This is a genomic window from Leptothoe kymatousa TAU-MAC 1615, from assembly GCF_018739865.1.
In the GTDB taxonomy this organism is placed as follows: Bacteria; Cyanobacteriota; Cyanobacteriia; order Phormidesmidales; family Phormidesmidaceae; genus Leptothoe; species Leptothoe kymatousa.
In genome coordinates this window covers 83,116-98,909 of the sequence record NZ_JADOER010000004.1, presented here as the reverse complement: position 1 = coordinate 98,909, position 15,794 = coordinate 83,116, and the positions used below count along the sequence as shown (strand labels likewise).

General features: G+C 50.6%; 14 protein-coding genes and 1 tRNA gene. 7 read left to right on the top strand and 8 right to left on the bottom strand.

Annotated features, from left to right (window positions below):
- Positions 1–41: 41 nt before the first annotated feature.
- Entirely contained in the window at positions 42–1,193 is a 1,152-nt protein-coding gene (locus IXB28_RS02970) for a serine hydrolase (protein WP_215617061.1), read from the bottom strand.
- Positions 1,194–1,427: 234 nt separating this feature from the next.
- On the bottom strand, positions 1,428–2,180 hold the full coding sequence (locus IXB28_RS02965; RefSeq protein ID WP_215617060.1) for an RNA methyltransferase: 753 nt from the start codon (positions 2,178–2,180) through the stop codon (positions 1,428–1,430).
- Between the two features lie 182 nt (positions 2,181–2,362).
- Between IXB28_RS02965 and IXB28_RS16975 the strand changes: the two genes are divergently transcribed.
- Positions 2,363–2,530 (top strand): DUF2256 domain-containing protein, encoded by a 168-nt coding sequence (locus IXB28_RS16975; protein WP_215617059.1) that lies wholly within the window; start codon positions 2,363–2,365, stop codon positions 2,528–2,530.
- On the opposite strand, the gene IXB28_RS02955 is transcribed toward IXB28_RS16975, so the two are convergent.
- Complete coding sequence (locus IXB28_RS02955) at positions 2,517–3,077, bottom strand: chorismate lyase (RefSeq protein WP_215617897.1); 561 nt, start codon at positions 3,075–3,077, stop codon at positions 2,517–2,519. The genes IXB28_RS16975 and IXB28_RS02955 overlap by 14 nt on opposite strands.
- Positions 3,078–3,275: 198 nt before the next feature.
- Positions 3,276–3,357 (bottom strand) — tRNA-Leu (locus IXB28_RS02950).
- Positions 3,358–3,558: 201 nt separating this feature from the next.
- Here IXB28_RS02950 and accC point away from each other — a divergent pair.
- The 3 genes from accC (at position 3,559) to argJ (ending at position 6,831) form a co-directional block, all read left to right on the top strand.
- On the top strand, positions 3,559–4,902 hold the full coding sequence (gene accC / locus IXB28_RS02945) for an acetyl-CoA carboxylase biotin carboxylase subunit (RefSeq protein ID WP_215617896.1): 1,344 nt from the start codon (positions 3,559–3,561) through the stop codon (positions 4,900–4,902).
- Positions 4,903–4,930: 28 nt separating this feature from the next.
- Positions 4,931–5,449 carry a hypothetical protein gene (locus tag IXB28_RS02940; protein ID WP_215617058.1) on the top strand — a complete coding sequence of 173 codons (519 nt, stop codon included), beginning with the start codon at positions 4,931–4,933 and terminating at the stop codon, positions 5,447–5,449.
- A 113-nt stretch (positions 5,450–5,562) separates the two neighbouring features.
- Positions 5,563–6,831: a bifunctional ornithine acetyltransferase/N-acetylglutamate synthase gene (argJ, locus tag IXB28_RS02935; protein ID WP_215617057.1), complete on the top strand. Its 1,269-nt coding sequence runs from the start codon at positions 5,563–5,565 to the stop codon at positions 6,829–6,831.
- 175 nt (positions 6,832–7,006) lie between these two features.
- On the opposite strand, the gene IXB28_RS02930 is transcribed toward argJ, so the two are convergent.
- Entirely contained in the window at positions 7,007–7,486 is a 480-nt protein-coding gene (locus IXB28_RS02930) for a tetratricopeptide repeat protein (RefSeq protein ID WP_215617056.1), read from the bottom strand.
- Between the two features lie 410 nt (positions 7,487–7,896).
- Here IXB28_RS02930 and IXB28_RS02925 point away from each other — a divergent pair, with 410 nt between their 5' ends.
- The gene (locus IXB28_RS02925) at positions 7,897–9,087 is read left to right on the top strand and encodes a nuclear transport factor 2 family protein (protein ID WP_215617055.1); all 1,191 of its coding nucleotides are present in this window, start codon (positions 7,897–7,899) and stop codon (positions 9,085–9,087) included.
- A gap of 9 nt (positions 9,088–9,096) precedes the next feature.
- Here IXB28_RS02925 and IXB28_RS02920 read toward each other — a convergent pair whose 3' ends face one another.
- Positions 9,097–10,710, bottom strand: a complete 1,614-nt coding sequence (locus tag IXB28_RS02920) for a hypothetical protein (protein WP_215617054.1) — start codon at positions 10,708–10,710, stop codon at positions 9,097–9,099.
- Between the two features lie 302 nt (positions 10,711–11,012).
- Between IXB28_RS02920 and IXB28_RS02915 the strand changes: the two genes are divergently transcribed.
- Both IXB28_RS02915 and IXB28_RS02910 read left to right on the top strand, forming a co-directional pair.
- Positions 11,013–11,621, top strand: coding sequence for a pentapeptide repeat-containing protein (locus IXB28_RS02915; protein WP_215617053.1), 609 nt, complete (start codon positions 11,013–11,015; stop codon positions 11,619–11,621).
- 532 nt (positions 11,622–12,153) lie between these two features.
- Positions 12,154–13,320 (top strand): pyridoxal phosphate-dependent aminotransferase, encoded by a 1,167-nt coding sequence (locus IXB28_RS02910; RefSeq protein ID WP_215617895.1) that lies wholly within the window; start codon positions 12,154–12,156, stop codon positions 13,318–13,320.
- 575 nt (positions 13,321–13,895) lie between these two features.
- On the opposite strand, the gene IXB28_RS02905 is transcribed toward IXB28_RS02910, so the two are convergent.
- Together IXB28_RS02905 and IXB28_RS02900 are read right to left on the bottom strand one after the other, a co-directional pair.
- Positions 13,896–14,741 carry an ABC transporter permease gene (locus IXB28_RS02905; RefSeq protein ID WP_215617052.1) on the bottom strand — a complete coding sequence of 282 codons (846 nt, stop codon included), beginning with the start codon at positions 14,739–14,741 and terminating at the stop codon, positions 13,896–13,898.
- Between the two features lie 72 nt (positions 14,742–14,813).
- Positions 14,814–15,773 (bottom strand): ABC transporter permease, encoded by a 960-nt coding sequence (locus IXB28_RS02900; RefSeq protein ID WP_215617051.1) that lies wholly within the window; start codon positions 15,771–15,773, stop codon positions 14,814–14,816.
- Positions 15,774–15,794: the final 21 nt, after the last annotated feature.

The following is a 15,794-nucleotide window of genomic DNA, read 5'->3' as shown; positions in this document are numbered from 1 at the left end:
TGGTGATTCTCTGCATGATTTTGTTGGCCTAGGGCATGCCACTAGGGGGCAATTTCGGGCGCCGGCAATCGTTCCCCCGGTGTGGAGGCGGGGTCAGTGGATGCGGGCCGCTCACCCGATACGGGCTTAATCACAGAAACTGCATCATCCATGGTCTGATAAACAATTTGAGAAATGCGTCGAATCAATTCTCGGGCTCGGCCATCATTATCGGGACGCTGCACCAGGGCTGCGATCGCATAGCGCTTACCATTGGGCACATCGATCAGGGCCACATCCCCTAGGACTTCGCCAATATCGCCAGTTTTGTTATAGCTAACCGTGCCTTCATTCACCCCCGATGGCAGCAGATTTTTGTTGTAAGTACGCTGCAAAATATTAAACACACGATCTCGAGAGCGCAGGGTCAGGAGGTCTCCCTTATGTAGGTGGGCCAACATCCGCACTAGATCCTCAGCGCTGGTGGTGTTGGTGCCCTCAATATCTGGAAGGGGATTATTCAAGACCGTCGTCGTCAGCCCCCAATCGACAAACTGCTGATTGAGGGAGGCGCCGCCCCCCAACAAATCCACCATCATATTGGTGGCCGTATTATCACTATTAATGATCATTTGGGTGGCCACTTCTAATGCGGTGTAGCGCGTCCCAGGGGGCTGCACCTGCATATCACCAGACCCCTGAGCGATCTGGCTAGATTGCATCACCAGCGTTTGGTCAACGGTAATGCGGCCATCATCCACGGCCTTAAAAAAGGCCACCAAAATCGGTAACTTAATCGTGCTAGCAGCAGGCACCGCCGTCGTACCGGCCATATTTACATAGTCCCCGGTATCCAAATCGAATACATAGACGGTGGGGGTTAGCTCAGGGATGAGCTCCTGCAGTTCGGCTAAACTCCCCTTTAAGGTAGCTAGCTCCCGATTCCGCACCAGCACATCATCATCCTTATTGGCCGATGCATTCACAGCCGAGCGCACTTCAGCCGCCGTTCCTTGGCCCAGGGATTCATCCGCTGGTGTGAGCACCGACAGCAAGGTGCCGGCAATCGCCGCCACCCCTAAGCCAATAATTAAAAGCCGGACGCCATAGACCAAAGATTTTGGCAGCTTTGGAAAAAAGGACGCCTTAGATTCGGGTGGCCATGCAGAGCGCCCCCGGCGATTGCGACGCACATGGCGGGATGGATCGACCATGTCCCCAAACATGCCCGTGGCAGGACCCGTCGGCGTTGAACGCTGACGCGATGACCTGCTTTTGGGTGAGTCTTTGCTACCCCCCCTAGACAAAGGGAATGGCTTGGGGCGACGTTGCCGTCGAGGCCGACCCGATCGGCGTGAGGTGGAATGAGGCTGCTGTGGATCCGTCATAAGTGTGAACGCATTGCTAAACGCATTGCTAACCGTTGCCCTGGCTCATCGTGGCGCTCCTTAGGGAGCTGGCACATCCTTTCCCTGATGGGTTGCCGCCCAGTCTATTTGCCGCAGGATGCCACGTAACATGGCCACATCCTGGGAAGACAAAGCCGCGCGATGACCGAGCTGGCGAAATTTTCGCATGCGACTAAGCGCCGTATGGGGATAAAGATAGCCGATTTTTAACAAAACCGACTCCAGGTGGTGATAGTACCCTTCAAGCTGGTCTAGGGTAGCAACTTCCTCGGTGGAAGGTAACACCTCGGACGACGAACGTTGCTCTGCCTGGGATAATTCGTAACAGCAAATGGCAATGGCCTGGGCCAAGTTGAGCGATTCGTAGGGCGGCCGCGTTTCAATTTTAATAAATCGCTGGGCTTGGAGCATCTCATCATTATTAAGGCCCCGATCTTCAGGGCCAAAAATCAAAGCGCTGGGAGATGACTCAAACAGCCAGGGCAACGTACTTGCGGGAGACTCCAGGGGAGTCTGTAAATCTCGACTCCGGGCTGTGGTTGCGATCGCACGCTGACACCCCACCAAGGCCTCGGGTAATGTGCCGACAATGGTAGCGGCTTCAATCACATCATAGGCATGCACAGCCATTTGCTTCGCATCGGCACTATGGGGGTCGCACTGGGGATTCACCAACACCATCTGAGTGAGGCCAAAATTTTTCATCACCCGGGCAGCTGAACCAACATTCAAAGGGCCAGCAGGCTCAACTAAAACGATACGCAGCTGCGCTAGGGAACTATCAGAGGACATGCGATCTCAGAGTAGGCATCCATTCAACGCCTACGGTATACAAAAATCATCAACTAACGCATATCCTAATCCTGCACAGGCAAAAGGGATACAACTTGCCCCCAAAGGCAGCCCCACGGCCCCAGGAAAGTCCCTTACACTGAGCCTAGAACAAGTCACCAAAACCAAAGCCCGTCAGCACCATGGCCCGCCAACGCCGCAAATCCGATCTACCCACCAAACCGTGCGCTGTCTGCCAGCGCCCGTTTACCTGGCGAAAAAAATGGGCCGACTGTTGGGAAGAGGTGAAATATTGTTCTGACCGATGCCGGAAACGACGCCATCGGGCGAACACATCTAACGATGGCTAGTTTCAGAACGCATAGGCCCTAAATAACGCATTAAATAAGGAGAAAAAACCTCATAAATCAGCGTTAGTGGCTTGCCATGGTGCCAAAATAAATAGTGGCGCCCCCAAAAGGGTCCTTTTTGACCGAAGGCCGCTTCCAACGGTGGGCTCCAACCATAGTAAATGCCCTGAATGTCTCGATACAGTTCAGTGCGTAAATTGGCCAGGCTAGCCCAAATGGGCAAGGAACGATTCTTCAAATATTCATCCACATGGCTGGCTTCCCACCAGGATGTGGCATAGGCCAAACGCTGGCCAGAGGCAGTCCGCAGCCACACCTGCCGTCGCAGCCTAGGCCCCGGCACATAGCTAATCACATCGGGGGCACCATCATTGGCCATGCCCACCAAGGACATTTCAATCACATCTACCTCGGTGGGTTCTCTGGTGAGCAGCTGCAAATGACGGGTGGGGGAACCATCCCCCAGCATTAAAATTTGCCAGGCTGGCGATAGCTGATCGTGGGGCAGCCCCTTCTTCACAACGGCCTTATCCCCCTGCCAAAGCATATCCAGAGAATGCCATCCATGGGTAGTCTGAGCCTTTGGCGATGGTCCAAGCGTTGAAGTCAAAACTGTTTACAAAAATTCATAACTGTTTTCATGATATACGGTTGACCCAAGCTATGCAGCATTCGAATGGAGCCAATGGATGTACTTTCAACAAAACGGCTCACTTTGGTAACAAAAGTGAGCCGTTTTGAATAATGCGGATGGCGAGAATCGAACTCGCATGGCATAAGCCACACGCCCCTCAAGCGTGCGTGTCTACCAATTCCACCACATCCGCAAGAGCTGTTTAATATTTCCACAACAGCATATAACAGTAAACCATAAACAGCCGTCCCAAGCACCCAATTTATCTATCCAATTTAGGCAGCTTAATCTATCCAATATCAGGGACTATGCCAGGGAAGACCGCGTGGTACGATCAGCTTCCATCCTAATTGATGCTCACAAAAAACGTTTCCTTAAAGGTAGTGGCTGGCTGATGCGCTTTTCGAAAATCTTGATTGCGAACCGAGGTGAAATCGCCCTGAGAATTTTGCGCACCTGCGAGGAAATGGGCATAGCTACCGTTGCCGTACATTCCACCATCGATCGTCACGCGCTGCACGTTCAACTGGCCGACGAAGCCGTTTGCATTGGGGAAGCTCCCAGCAGCCGCAGCTACCTTAATGTACCCAATATTATTGCCGCAGCCATGACCACGGGTGCTAGCGCCATCCACCCTGGGTATGGTTTTTTGGCAGAAAATGACCGCTTTGTGGACATCTGCGCCGATCACAAAATCGTCTTTATCGGCCCATCGGCGGCGGCCATGCGGGCCATGGGGGATAAATCCACCGCTAAAGCCACCATGCAGCGGGTAAAGGTGCCGACTGTGCCGGGCAGCAAAGGCCTTTTAGACACACCGGACGAAGCGATGGCCTTAGCCAACGAAATTGGGTACCCCGTCATGATTAAAGCCACCGCCGGTGGCGGTGGCCGGGGCATGCGCCTAGTGCGGGAAGCGGGCGAAATGAATAAGCTGTTTCTCTCGGCCCAGGGAGAAGCGGAAGCCGCCTTTGGTAACGGCGGCATTTATTTAGAAAAGTTTGTTGAAAACCCGCGCCACATCGAATTTCAGATTTTGGCCGACAGCTATGGCAACGTGGTGCATCTGGGCGAACGAGACTGTTCTATTCAGCGCCGTCACCAAAAGCTATTGGAAGAAGCCCCTAGCCCTGCCTTAACGTCGGAACTCCGGCAAAGCATGGGGTCTGCTGCGGTAAGGGCCGCTAAAGCCATTAACTATGTGGGGGCTGGTACGGTGGAATTTCTCGTGGATAGCCACGGCGATTTCTACTTTATGGAAATGAATACCCGCATCCAGGTGGAACATCCCGTCACTGAGATGGTGACTGGGATAGATTTAATCGGCGAGCAGATTCGCATTGCCCAAGGGGAACGGCTGTCTTTCAGACAAGAGGACGTTAACCTCAAAGGACATGCCATCGAGTGTCGCATCAACGCAGAGGATCCGGAACATAATTTCCGCCCTAACCCCGGTCGCATTAGCGGCTACCTAGCGCCTGGTGGGTTGGGTGTGCGGATGGATTCCCACGTTTACACCGACTATGAAATTCCTCCCTATTACGATTCTCTCATTGGTAAATTAATTGTATGGGGTCCCAATCGCACTACGGCTATTCAGCGCATGAAGCGGGCATTGCGGGAGTGTGCCATCACCGGCCTACCAACAACTATCGGGTTTCATCAGCAGGTACTAGAACGTCCCGAATTTATTAAAGGGGAAGTCTATACCAACTTTGTTAATCAGATGATGGGATAACCAACAGCCATGGCAAGAGAGAGATTTTATGGCTGATAATTATCCACCACAGGTTAGCGTATTCCACCAAGCGATTTCTCGTTTTCGAGGGGTGATAGAGGTCAACACTGGCATTAAAAAGCTAGATCAAATCTCTCTTGAAGATTATAAAACCTCAGGTCCTTTAGGAGATTTACCCCATGCTCTACTACGCCGTACGGATGGCGGGTTAGACAATGAAGCCTGGGCAAATACGGATATCATTTTGTCCTATGATCGGGCTGGCTGGCTGACGTTAGAATTTCTCTCTTGGTGGGTGAGAGAACAATCTCAAAATGGGCAACAAATCCAAATGAGACCCCAAGCATTATCCCCCGAAGCCCAGGGTGAGATTCAACTGGGTCACACACTTAAATTTGTTATCGACCACTTTTGTGTGCTGTCGGACAATACGCCAAAAGTTATGTTATCTCTCTTTCAGGCCAGGGGAGATAACCTGAATAAAACGATTAATAGTCACAGCGATTTGCTAAACGATCTATTAGTGGAAGAACCATCGCCGGATTAAAGGATTAAACCTGAAAAATTGGATGGTTAAAGAGCAATGTTTGAGCTATTCTCAGCCCTGGGGGAAGTAAATTTCCTGTAGAGATACTAGCAATCAGGCTCAGGGGTATGGCAATGGAACAGGACAATGCTCAGTGGCAAGTTATTCCGGGGGGGGTGACAGCGCCCAAAGGATTTATGGCTGCAGGGCTGAGTGCAGGGCTGAAGGCATCTGGAGCACCAGACCTAGCGCTGATTGTGTCAGAGAATGATGCGATCGCAGCGGCCGTCTACACCCAATCCCAAGTACGTGCCGCCTGTGTAGACTACTGCAAACAGCAATTAGACGAGCAAGCCTCGGCCCGAGCCATCCTCTGTAACTCAGGCCAGGCCAACGCCTGCACCGGCCAGCAAGGTTGGGAAGACGCCGTCACCATGGCAACGACCGCCGCCCAGGTCCTAGCAACCAACAGCAGTGAAATCCTGATTGCGTCTACCGGTGTGATTGGACAACGCATCAAAATGGACCCACTCGTGGCCCATATTCCTCAACTCGCCGCCCAGCTATCCGACCAGGGCAGCGATGCCGCCGCCCAAGCCATCCTCACCACCGATTTAGTCACCAAATCCTATGCCCTAGAAACCAATGTCGATGGCCGCCCCATCCGCATTGGCGGCATTGCCAAAGGGTCTGGCATGATTCACCCCAACATGGCCACCATGCTGTCCTTTATTACCTGCGATGCCGCCGTTTCCCCCACCCTGTGGCAAGCAATGCTATCCCGCGCCGTCGACCAAAGCTTCAACCAAATTACGGTGGATGGTGACACCAGCACCAACGACACCGTCATCGCACTGACAAACGGACAGTCCCGCACAGCCGCCATTACTGGCCCCGGTCCTGCGGCCGACCAACTAGAAGCGATGCTAACGGAGGTCTGTATCTACCTAGCCAAAAGCATTGCCCGCGACGGAGAAGGGGCTACCTGCCTAATTGAAGTGAATGTATCAGGCAGTTCCACGGCCGCAGATGCCCGTAAAATCGCCCGTACCATTGCCAGTTCATCCCTAGTAAAATCGGCAATCTTTGGCCGCGACCCCAACTGGGGCAGAATTGCAGGAGCCGCTGGCAGAGCGGGCGTTACCCTAGATCAGTCAAACATCATGATTAAGTTGGGGAGCTTTATCCTGTTAGACCATGGTCAACCCCAACCCTTTGATCATCAGGGGGCCCACGCTTATCTCAAAGCCTGCGCCATTGACCATAAACCCGGCGCTACAGAGTCCCTAGCCAATCCTGTTCGCATTACCGTTGCAGTGGGAGAAGGGCCTGGGAAAGGCCAGGCGTGGGGCTGCGACCTCAGTTACGACTACGTCAAAATTAATGCAGAGTATACAACGTAAGTCTTCGGGAGACATCTCTCATAGCCCTGTAACAAAACAGGTAACGATCACCTGGGTCATACCGAGAGAGTCAAAAATATCATCACTCGCTCTAACCGATTATTTAGTCAATCTATAGTTCAACAACAAAAATATCAAAAGCGAGCTACCACAGGAATCGAAAACAGATCGATCGTCAAGAATAGTGGCGCACCTGCAGCACCATTGCATCTCTTTCTTCCATAGCCCAGCTATTGTTGGGCTTTATTTTCAATGAGAGATTAAAGTCCTGTAAGGCTTCATCGTAGTGGCCCATTAATTTTAATGTGGCGCCACGGGAAATTAACCACTGCCAACGCTTAGGACGATCGTGCTTGATCAAATAACCAAAATCACTAATGGCATTGCCATAATGACCTAAATCACGAAAAATAATTGCACGATTCGCATAGGCCCACAAATTTTTAGGATCCAACTTAATCAAGCGATCAAGATCTACCAATGCCGCTCGCGTATGTCCAAGGTGGACATAGGTTAAAGCACGGTTTCTCAACGCCTGTAAATGATTCGGCCGCAGCTCAAGGGCTCGCTCGAAACAGCACAGGGCCTCTTCGTATATCCGTTGCTTTGCAAATCCAAGACCTGCATCGACAAGTTGATCCGGGGTTTCAGGCATAGGAGACATCACATCGGTCGTTGTTATAGAAGTACGACGAGAGTGTCGTCTATCGTCATGTTTTTTGAAATTCGGGAACATTAAGGGGCAGACTCGTCACGAACAGTTGATTCCATTCTGGCAAAAGCACCTAGATTCTTATCTAGAAAAGTAAAAATAACCAGAAGATTTCAGGCTAGCTTCAAGAAGATTAAAATTCTTCTTGAAAAGCCACACCTTAATCACCACAAGGTTTTCAAACACGGTGAAAATCTGACAACAATCACATACGAGTGTGACAACAATCACAGTTTTTCTTCAGGAAGATTTTTGACAATCCACCAATAATTCAATATTCAGAACATTTGTGAGTTTTCAGAACATTTACAAAGTTCATTATTATTTCAAGTAACGTTGCTGGTTGAAAAAGCATGGGAGACGCCGCCAATCGTATCCGACAGATCTATGCAGCCATTAATGAGCGTGATGTCCCCCAGGCCATCGGGTTGATTGATGAAAATTGCCGATACGAAGATTTAAATTTTTCCGCCACTTTTCTCGGCAAAGCGGCGGTTCAAGGTTTATTTTCAGAGTCTTGTCAGGCGGTGCCAGCGGATTTACAGTTCGTCATTGATGACATCACAGGGGATGACTTGGCAGTCGGCATCACCTGGCATGTCGAATTGAACGAAGGCCCTTTCCCCAATGGCCGCGGCGTTAGCTTTTATCGATTTTCTCCCGAGACGAATAAACTCATCTATGCCCGCGATTGTGTAGAACCTGCTGTCAAACCTGGCAAAGCGGCTTTTATTCTGATTCGTTGGGTCACCCCTTTAGCCCGCTATTGGCTGGGGCAGAAACCCCCTGTATCCGCCCATGGCCCGTCTACACCGGCCCCAAATGACCTACCAGCCCCAAACATAGTGCTGATCCAAAAACTGCTGTGGATTGCCACGGCTATTTATGTAGGTCTATTACTCCTATCGCCCCCGGATTGGCTACCCGGTGAACCGGCCTGGGCCATTCAGCCAGATACGATGGCAGAAATCCTCAATGAATCACTAAACTTCTTTTTTATTCTGCCGTTGCTTAACTGGATGGGGATTAGCTATTTGCAAGCCCCGTCAGTGCATCCAGCAGTCCAGGGATTCTTTAATCTGGCAGAAGCGTGGATTTTTATGTTCCTCCCCCTAATGCTAATGGATGGGCGGAGTCGGCAACTACCTCGGGTCGGCTTGTGGGGCTGTGCCATGTTTCTAACTAATGTTTTTTTGATGCCCTACATGGCACTGCGCCTAGGGAAACCCGCCGGCACATCACCGGACTCCCAAAAAAAAGGAGCCCTGGCTCGGCTATTTGGGTCTGTGGGACTAACTGTCGGTAGTTTGGCAGTGATGTGGTTTTGCCTGAATCAACCAGAGCTGGGCGGAGTGCTTAGTCGCTTTGACTATCTGGGGCAGCAGCTAGCCGGCAATCGAGTCACGCTAGCCTTTGCGGTTGATATCAGCCTATTTTGGGTATTTCAGATCTGGCTGATGGGCGCCATTATTCCCGTGGGGGAACGAATCAGAGCGTTGCGCTTTATTCCGTTCTGGGGTTTGGGAATTTGGCTAGTGGTTTAGCTGGGGCGGCTATAGGCGAATGCTATGTTTCTTGAGTTCGGCCTGTTGAATTTGCTCCACTTCTAATAGTGAATCTGGTGCCATCTCAGTTTCGTGGGCAATCAGATGATCCACTTCTCGGAGCCAGAAATCTAATCCAGGTCGCGTGGCCGCATCATCTAAGAGCTTCTGAATTTCATCTAAATCAAGGGCAGTCAGCTGAGGTTTGGCCATCAGGATGGCATAGCGCCACACTTGGTTAGATAGCAGAATATCCGCTTGATTTAACTGATCGCCCCGAGGTACGGCCACTAATTTATAAAAGCCAGACGTTGGGGGCTCCCGCAGGGGGTAAAACAGCTTTTCGCAGTAGGTGCGATGGCGAACTTGAACCTTTTGGCCAAAGTCCGCATATAGCTGCTCAAAGGAGTCTTGGTCGTAGTTATGAAATGCGACCCTGAGCGCCCGCAGGGCCTTAATTTCGAAATCCCATTGTTCTTCTAATGTGGTGGCTAAATAATTACGGCTCGCCCAATGATTCCGATTGCTTTGGATTTCCGTAGAATATCGGCCCCATTCTAAGGGCTCTAGCCAACGGGTCCGCAGAATATTGAAAAAGTCGATATTAGCTTCCGAGCGCTGCTTGGTGGCTAAATATAAATCGAGCAGGGCATGATCAATGGCCTGAAGCCCCCGTTGCAGACGTTCCGGTAAAACTTCTGGGGCAATTGAGTCGACAGAAGGTGCCGATTTCCGATGCTGCGATCGCTGAATGATCGATAGACAACATTGCTGACGAATCATTCTTGAATAGGCTTTCATCCCCCACGGTGGCTTGGCCTCACCGCTGGAGGCATGTTTGACGTTTTCCATGGCTTCGTCGATAACTTCCCAAGGCATGAAGTCATCGTCGGTGAGCCCCAGCTGAGATCGCAGCCTGAGCACAAAGGCAAAGACACTGCGGGCCAGGGGATTCGAATTTTGCTGTAGAAAAAACCGCAGCTGGGGCAGACGATCTTTTTCCACCCGAGGTTGCAATTCTAAAACCAGCTGATCTAAACGGTCTAATAATTTGGCCACAATCTCCGCCTTGGTATTGGGCGTCTCAGCAGCCAACGCGGTCACGGCAACCGGCAAGGTCTTAAACAAGCTTTGGAGGATGTCGTCAACCATTTCCTGCCCCTCTTCGTGGTTCAGGTTGGTTTGGGAATAGCGTAGCGATCTCACCCACCCCCTCAAAAACTGAGCATTAGCGGCAGGGGGCGAAGCTTGCGCAAACCGAGTCAACGCCTTAGCCGACGACTCGGTTTGTGCCATCGGCTGCAGCGCCACCATGACCGACTCTTGATCGGGAACGCCGCCAGCAGGCTGATCAGATTGACGGGATTCATAGCCCTGAACCAGAACATCCCGCAGGCGTTTCTCCTTGCCACGCCCACGCCCCTCAATACCAAACTTGCGATAAATTTCCCCCAAACACTGCACACAGGCATTCACCGTAATATCCAGCTCACTAGCGATGGCACGATTGTGCTTAGCCTGCTGAAACTTGAGCAAAAATAACCTCGTTTGCTCAAGTGTCAAGCCAGCATAGCCCGCCCGCTCTTCTAAATAGGTTTGGGGCAACTCGGTAAAAGCATTCATATCCAGTAGCAGTCACATTATTTTCAGGATTTTTAAACACATAAGGATATTTTCCAGGCATCTCCCGAAAGATTATGCCAGAAAAACATCTATATCTACGTTAGATCATATCGCCTAAGCCAGAGATTAAACCTATATAAACTCATCAATTAGACATCAAAAAACCAACAAAAGGCATTATTAAAGCGAGAAAAGTATTTTATGTCTATTAAATGCCTGTATTATCGAATAAAAATAGCGACAGATAAACCGACTTTATGCCTAATTAACTGTCATTATTCACAGAGCCTAAGGGGATACCAATGATGAATCTGAAAAATTTGGCTTGGCATTTGAAACATCACACGTTTCGTGGAGAGTGCTTACGCAATGCAGATTGGACAGGATGCATTCTCACCGAATTTGACTTTAGCCAGGCCGATTTGACCGGTGCTAACTTCCGGGGGGCGGATCTCCGAGGCTCTAACTTTTCTGGGGCTAATCTGACTGGTGCCAATCTGAGTCAGAGCCAGCTACAGCAAACTGACTTCAGCCAAGCCGTCTTAGATAATGTGGACTTTAGCCATGCCCAGCTAGAACGGGCTAGCTTTCGTGGAACCCGCCTAAACTGGGCAAATTTTAGCTATGCCGAGCTCGACGCCGTTGTCTTCTCCCGTTCCGATTTACGCCATACGAACTTTCGCATGGCCCTGCTTTCTAGGGCACACATCGTATGCACAGATATTGCTGGAGCCAGTTTTTACGAAGCCGAACTATGCGGCGCTAACTTAAGGAACGTCCATTGCTATGGCATCCGCCTCCCCAATGGCAAACAAACATCCAAACTAGAACCGCTGCAAGTATTTACCCGCTGTGCGATTTCTCACCGCAGCAACTTTGTGGACCTGAAGCAATTACAGTCAGCGTCCTGACCCGCTAACCAGCGTCCTGACCCCGCCAGCCGAATCTTGGCTCGCCCGCCAGCAGGCTGACCCACTGTGCCCCATCCAGGGGCCCGTGATTTATATCACAGGCCCCTGGCATTTATATCACTAGGGGGTATCACCCATATCACCGGCAAAAGTCTTTGGTATCACAGGTTTACGGCCATGGAATCACATCAAAAGAGCTGTATATACGAGATTATTAAATCAATCCAATAGTTGGATGACATCCAAAAATTGGAGTTCCTGAAAAGCGATATCACAGTAATTACTGCCGATTTGCCGTACGAGCTGTGCTCCTTGCATTGGGATTTTGCCGAGGCTATGACCTTGACAACCTCTCTCCTCACACCGTTTCCTTCACACAGATCAAGAACACTTACTCCCCTGGCAATGCCAGAGGAGTTTTTTTTTGGTCATGATTCGAGCAAATCATGAAGATTTGCAATCTGCACTACAAATCGATTTAAGCTAATCAGAATAAGGTTTTGAGCCGGAGGCGAACAGCGTTCTAATGAGTATCAAGTTAGCTGCAAGGGTGCAGCAAGTCACTCCTTCAATGACCTTGGCCATCTCTGCTAAGGCCAAGGCCATGAAAGCTGAGGGACTGGATGTATGTAGTTTCAGTGCTGGTGAACCTGACTTTGATACTCCAGAGCATATTCGCGCTGCAGTGAAGAAAGCATTGGATGATGGCAAAACTCGCTACGGTCCAGCCTCAGGGGAACCGCGCCTGCGGGCAGCGATCGCAACCAAACTGCAAACCGATAACCACCTGGCCTACAACGCAGAAAATATCATCGTCACCAATGGCGGCAAGCATTCCCTGTATGCCCTGATGATGACCACCATTGAGCCAGGGGATGAAGTGATCATTCCAGCCCCCTACTGGGTCAGCTACCCAGAAATGGTCAAATTAGCTGGAGGAACGCCGGTCGTCATTTCAACCACCACCCAAAGTGGTTACAAAATCACACCAGAGCAGTTACAAAAAGCAATCACCCCCAAAACTAAATTCCTTATTTTTAATTCCCCGTCTAATCCGACGGGGGTGGTGTACACACCGGATGAAGTACGGGCATTGGCAGAGGTAATCGTCGCCAATAATATTTGGGTCGTCGCCGACGAAATTTACGAAAAGATTTTGTACGATGGCGCGCAACACCTAAGTATCGGTGCCGTCAGTGACGCTATATTCGAGCGCACGATTGTGAGTAATGGCTTTGCCAAAGCCTATGCCATGACCGGCTGGCGCTTAGGGTATTTGGCGGGTCCGGTGGAATTGATCAAAGCGGCAAACACCCTCCAAAGCCAAAGCACATCCAATGTGTGCACCTTCGCCCAGTATGGTGCGATCGCTGCCCTAGAATCGCCCCAGGACTGCGTAGCCACCATGCTCAAAGCCTTTGCCAAGCGCCGTCGCGGCATTGTTGACCTAGTCAATGCCATTCCTGGTCTGAGCTGCGTTGTCCCCGATGGCAGCTTTTATATCTTTATCGACATCAGCAAAACGCAACTAAAATCCTTTGATTTTTGCAGCCGTCTTTTGAATGAAAAATATGTAGCAGCCGTTCCAGGGGTGGCATTTGGTGACGATACGGGCATCCGCGTGTCCTACGCCACCGACATGGACACCATAGAGCGCGGCATAGAACGGTTGAGCGACTTTGTACAAAGCATTATGTAGTCATTCATTTACAACAACAATGCAGCACTGTCCCATAGTCTGTTTTTCCTAGATAAAGCCAGTTTGTCCCAAAACGGCTGAAGCTATTGCCATATATCAGCCAAGCGGCAGTGGCAACACAAAATACCCAGCGGTTGTTGAACTGCTGGGTATTGATGTTTAGAGTAGAGAATGAACCTGAGCATATCCCCGTGATAGTGCTGGTTAGGCAGTAACGCACTGCCTCGCATATCAACGGATGACGCCATTAAAATGATAGAGTCCCTTAGACATCAGGTACGGTAAGTGATGCCCGATGTTGCTATGAATCTTCTACAGCATTTTTAGAAGATTCCCGGAGAATTGTTCTAGGTCTGCCATGGGGCTTTATATAATTGCACCCTAATATTGTTGAGAGCAGGCTTAATCTACCTATGGGAAAGGACTTTTTAGCATTTCTTAGATTGTTGAGTTCTGATAAACTGTCCGTTTTTTTTACGGATAGCTAGATATTTCCCCAACAGGATGCTGAAGCAAGGTGCCAAAGGACAGGCCTATAAAGCTAATTTTTTCTAAAAACCAGGAATATTCCAGGATTAATTGGGGCCTAAACTATCTCGCAACCCATCACCAATGAAATTAATGCTCAATACGGTGAGAAAAATAGCAGCCCCCGGAAAAATGGCCATGTGGGGTGCGCTGTCTAAATAATCTTGGGCAGTAAACAACATTCGCCCCCAGGTGGGTACATCCGGAGGAAAACCTAACCCTAAAAAGCTCAACGTCGCTTCGGCCAGCACCGCATTACCCACGGCCAGGGTAGCCGCCACAATCACTGGCCCCAGAACATTGGGCAACAAATGGTGCCAGATTAACCGCCGGGGTTTTGCCCCTAGGGCATTGACTGCTTGCATAAAGGTACGATCTCGATTGGCCAAAAACCCAGCCCGCACCAGGCGGGCCACCGACATCCAGTTAAAGCCACCAATGACTAAGACTACCAGGGCAAAAATGCCGTTTTGGGGTCCTAAGAGCTCCCTGGCGTGGTCGCCAAATAGGTAGATCACCAGCAGCGACAGGGGCAGCTGGGGCAGCGATAGAAACAGGTCGGTGAAGCGCATCAGTAGGGAGTCGAGCAGGCCACCGTAGAAACCTGCGATCGCCCCCACTAAGGTGCCAAAGCTCACCGCCATGGCCATGGCGGCAATGCCCACCGTCAGCGAGATGCGCCCCCCTAACATCACCCGAGCTAGCTGATCCTGGCCGAGGGTATTGGTGCCAAAGGGATGGATTAAACTCGGCGGCTGGCTAGCAAGGGAAAAATCGATCGCTTCGGCGGACTGGGGATAGACGAGCGGCCCAACAACGATAGCTAGCACAATCACAGCCAAGGTAACGGTGCCAAAGAGAGTAGTAGGCTGTATTTTTCTCAGGCTTGACATGTTTTCAAATTCTGACAGGCTGTATCCAACATCAGGGGCAGGGGCAGGGTAGTACTCCTGGTAAATTCTCTTTTATCCAAATCGCACCCTTGGATCTAACCAGCCATACAACACATCGGCAACAAGATTAAACAGCACGACTAAAACCGCATAGATAAATGAAACCGCCATAACCACAGGCGTATCACTACGGTAAATAGAGTCAATTAACAATGCCCCCATGCCGGGAATCCGAAAGACTTGTTCTAGCACCAAAGACCCGGTAAACAGACTGGGAATATCCAAGGCTAGTAGGGTGACAACTGGAATAGACGCATTGCGTAATACATGAATGCCTAAAATGCGGGCCCGAGATAGGCCCTTGGCACGGGCCGTACGCACATAGCCTTGGGGTAGCTCTTCAGCGATCGCTGTTCGCATAAACCGCATCAGCACTGCCGTTTGAAATAACGCCAGCACTAACACTGGCAAAATCGACTGGCGCACCAGTTCGATAAAGCTGCTCCAATTGGTGACCACTAAGGTGCTGCTGTAAATAAACGGCACCCAGCCCAGCTGAACGCTAAACAACAAAATCAGTAATAACCCGGTAAAAAAGGTAGGTAACGACAGCCCGACAAAGGCCAATGTGGTGATCAGCCCATCTACCCAGGTGCCTTTTTTGATGGCGGACAGGGTGCCCAGGGGCAATGCCAGCAGTACGCTCAACAAATAGCCTGACCCGATCACCCATAGGGTGGCCGGTAGCCGTTGCAAAATCAGTTCGCTGACCGGACTACGACTGCCAAAGGAATAGCCAAAGTTGCCCTGCATTAAGGCCCACAGCCATTTAAAGTAGCGAATAATAATCGGGTCATCTAACCCCAGGGACCGCCGTAGGTTTTCGCGCACCTCTGGAGTGATGGAGGGGTTGGTGGCCATTTCACCCAGGGGATTGGTGGGTGCGATCGCAAGGAGCACAAAAATCACCACACTAATTGCCAACAGCGTAGGAATGGCAACTAAGAGTCGGCGGCAAACATATCTCAGCATTCGTTAGATCGCATTGTGAGC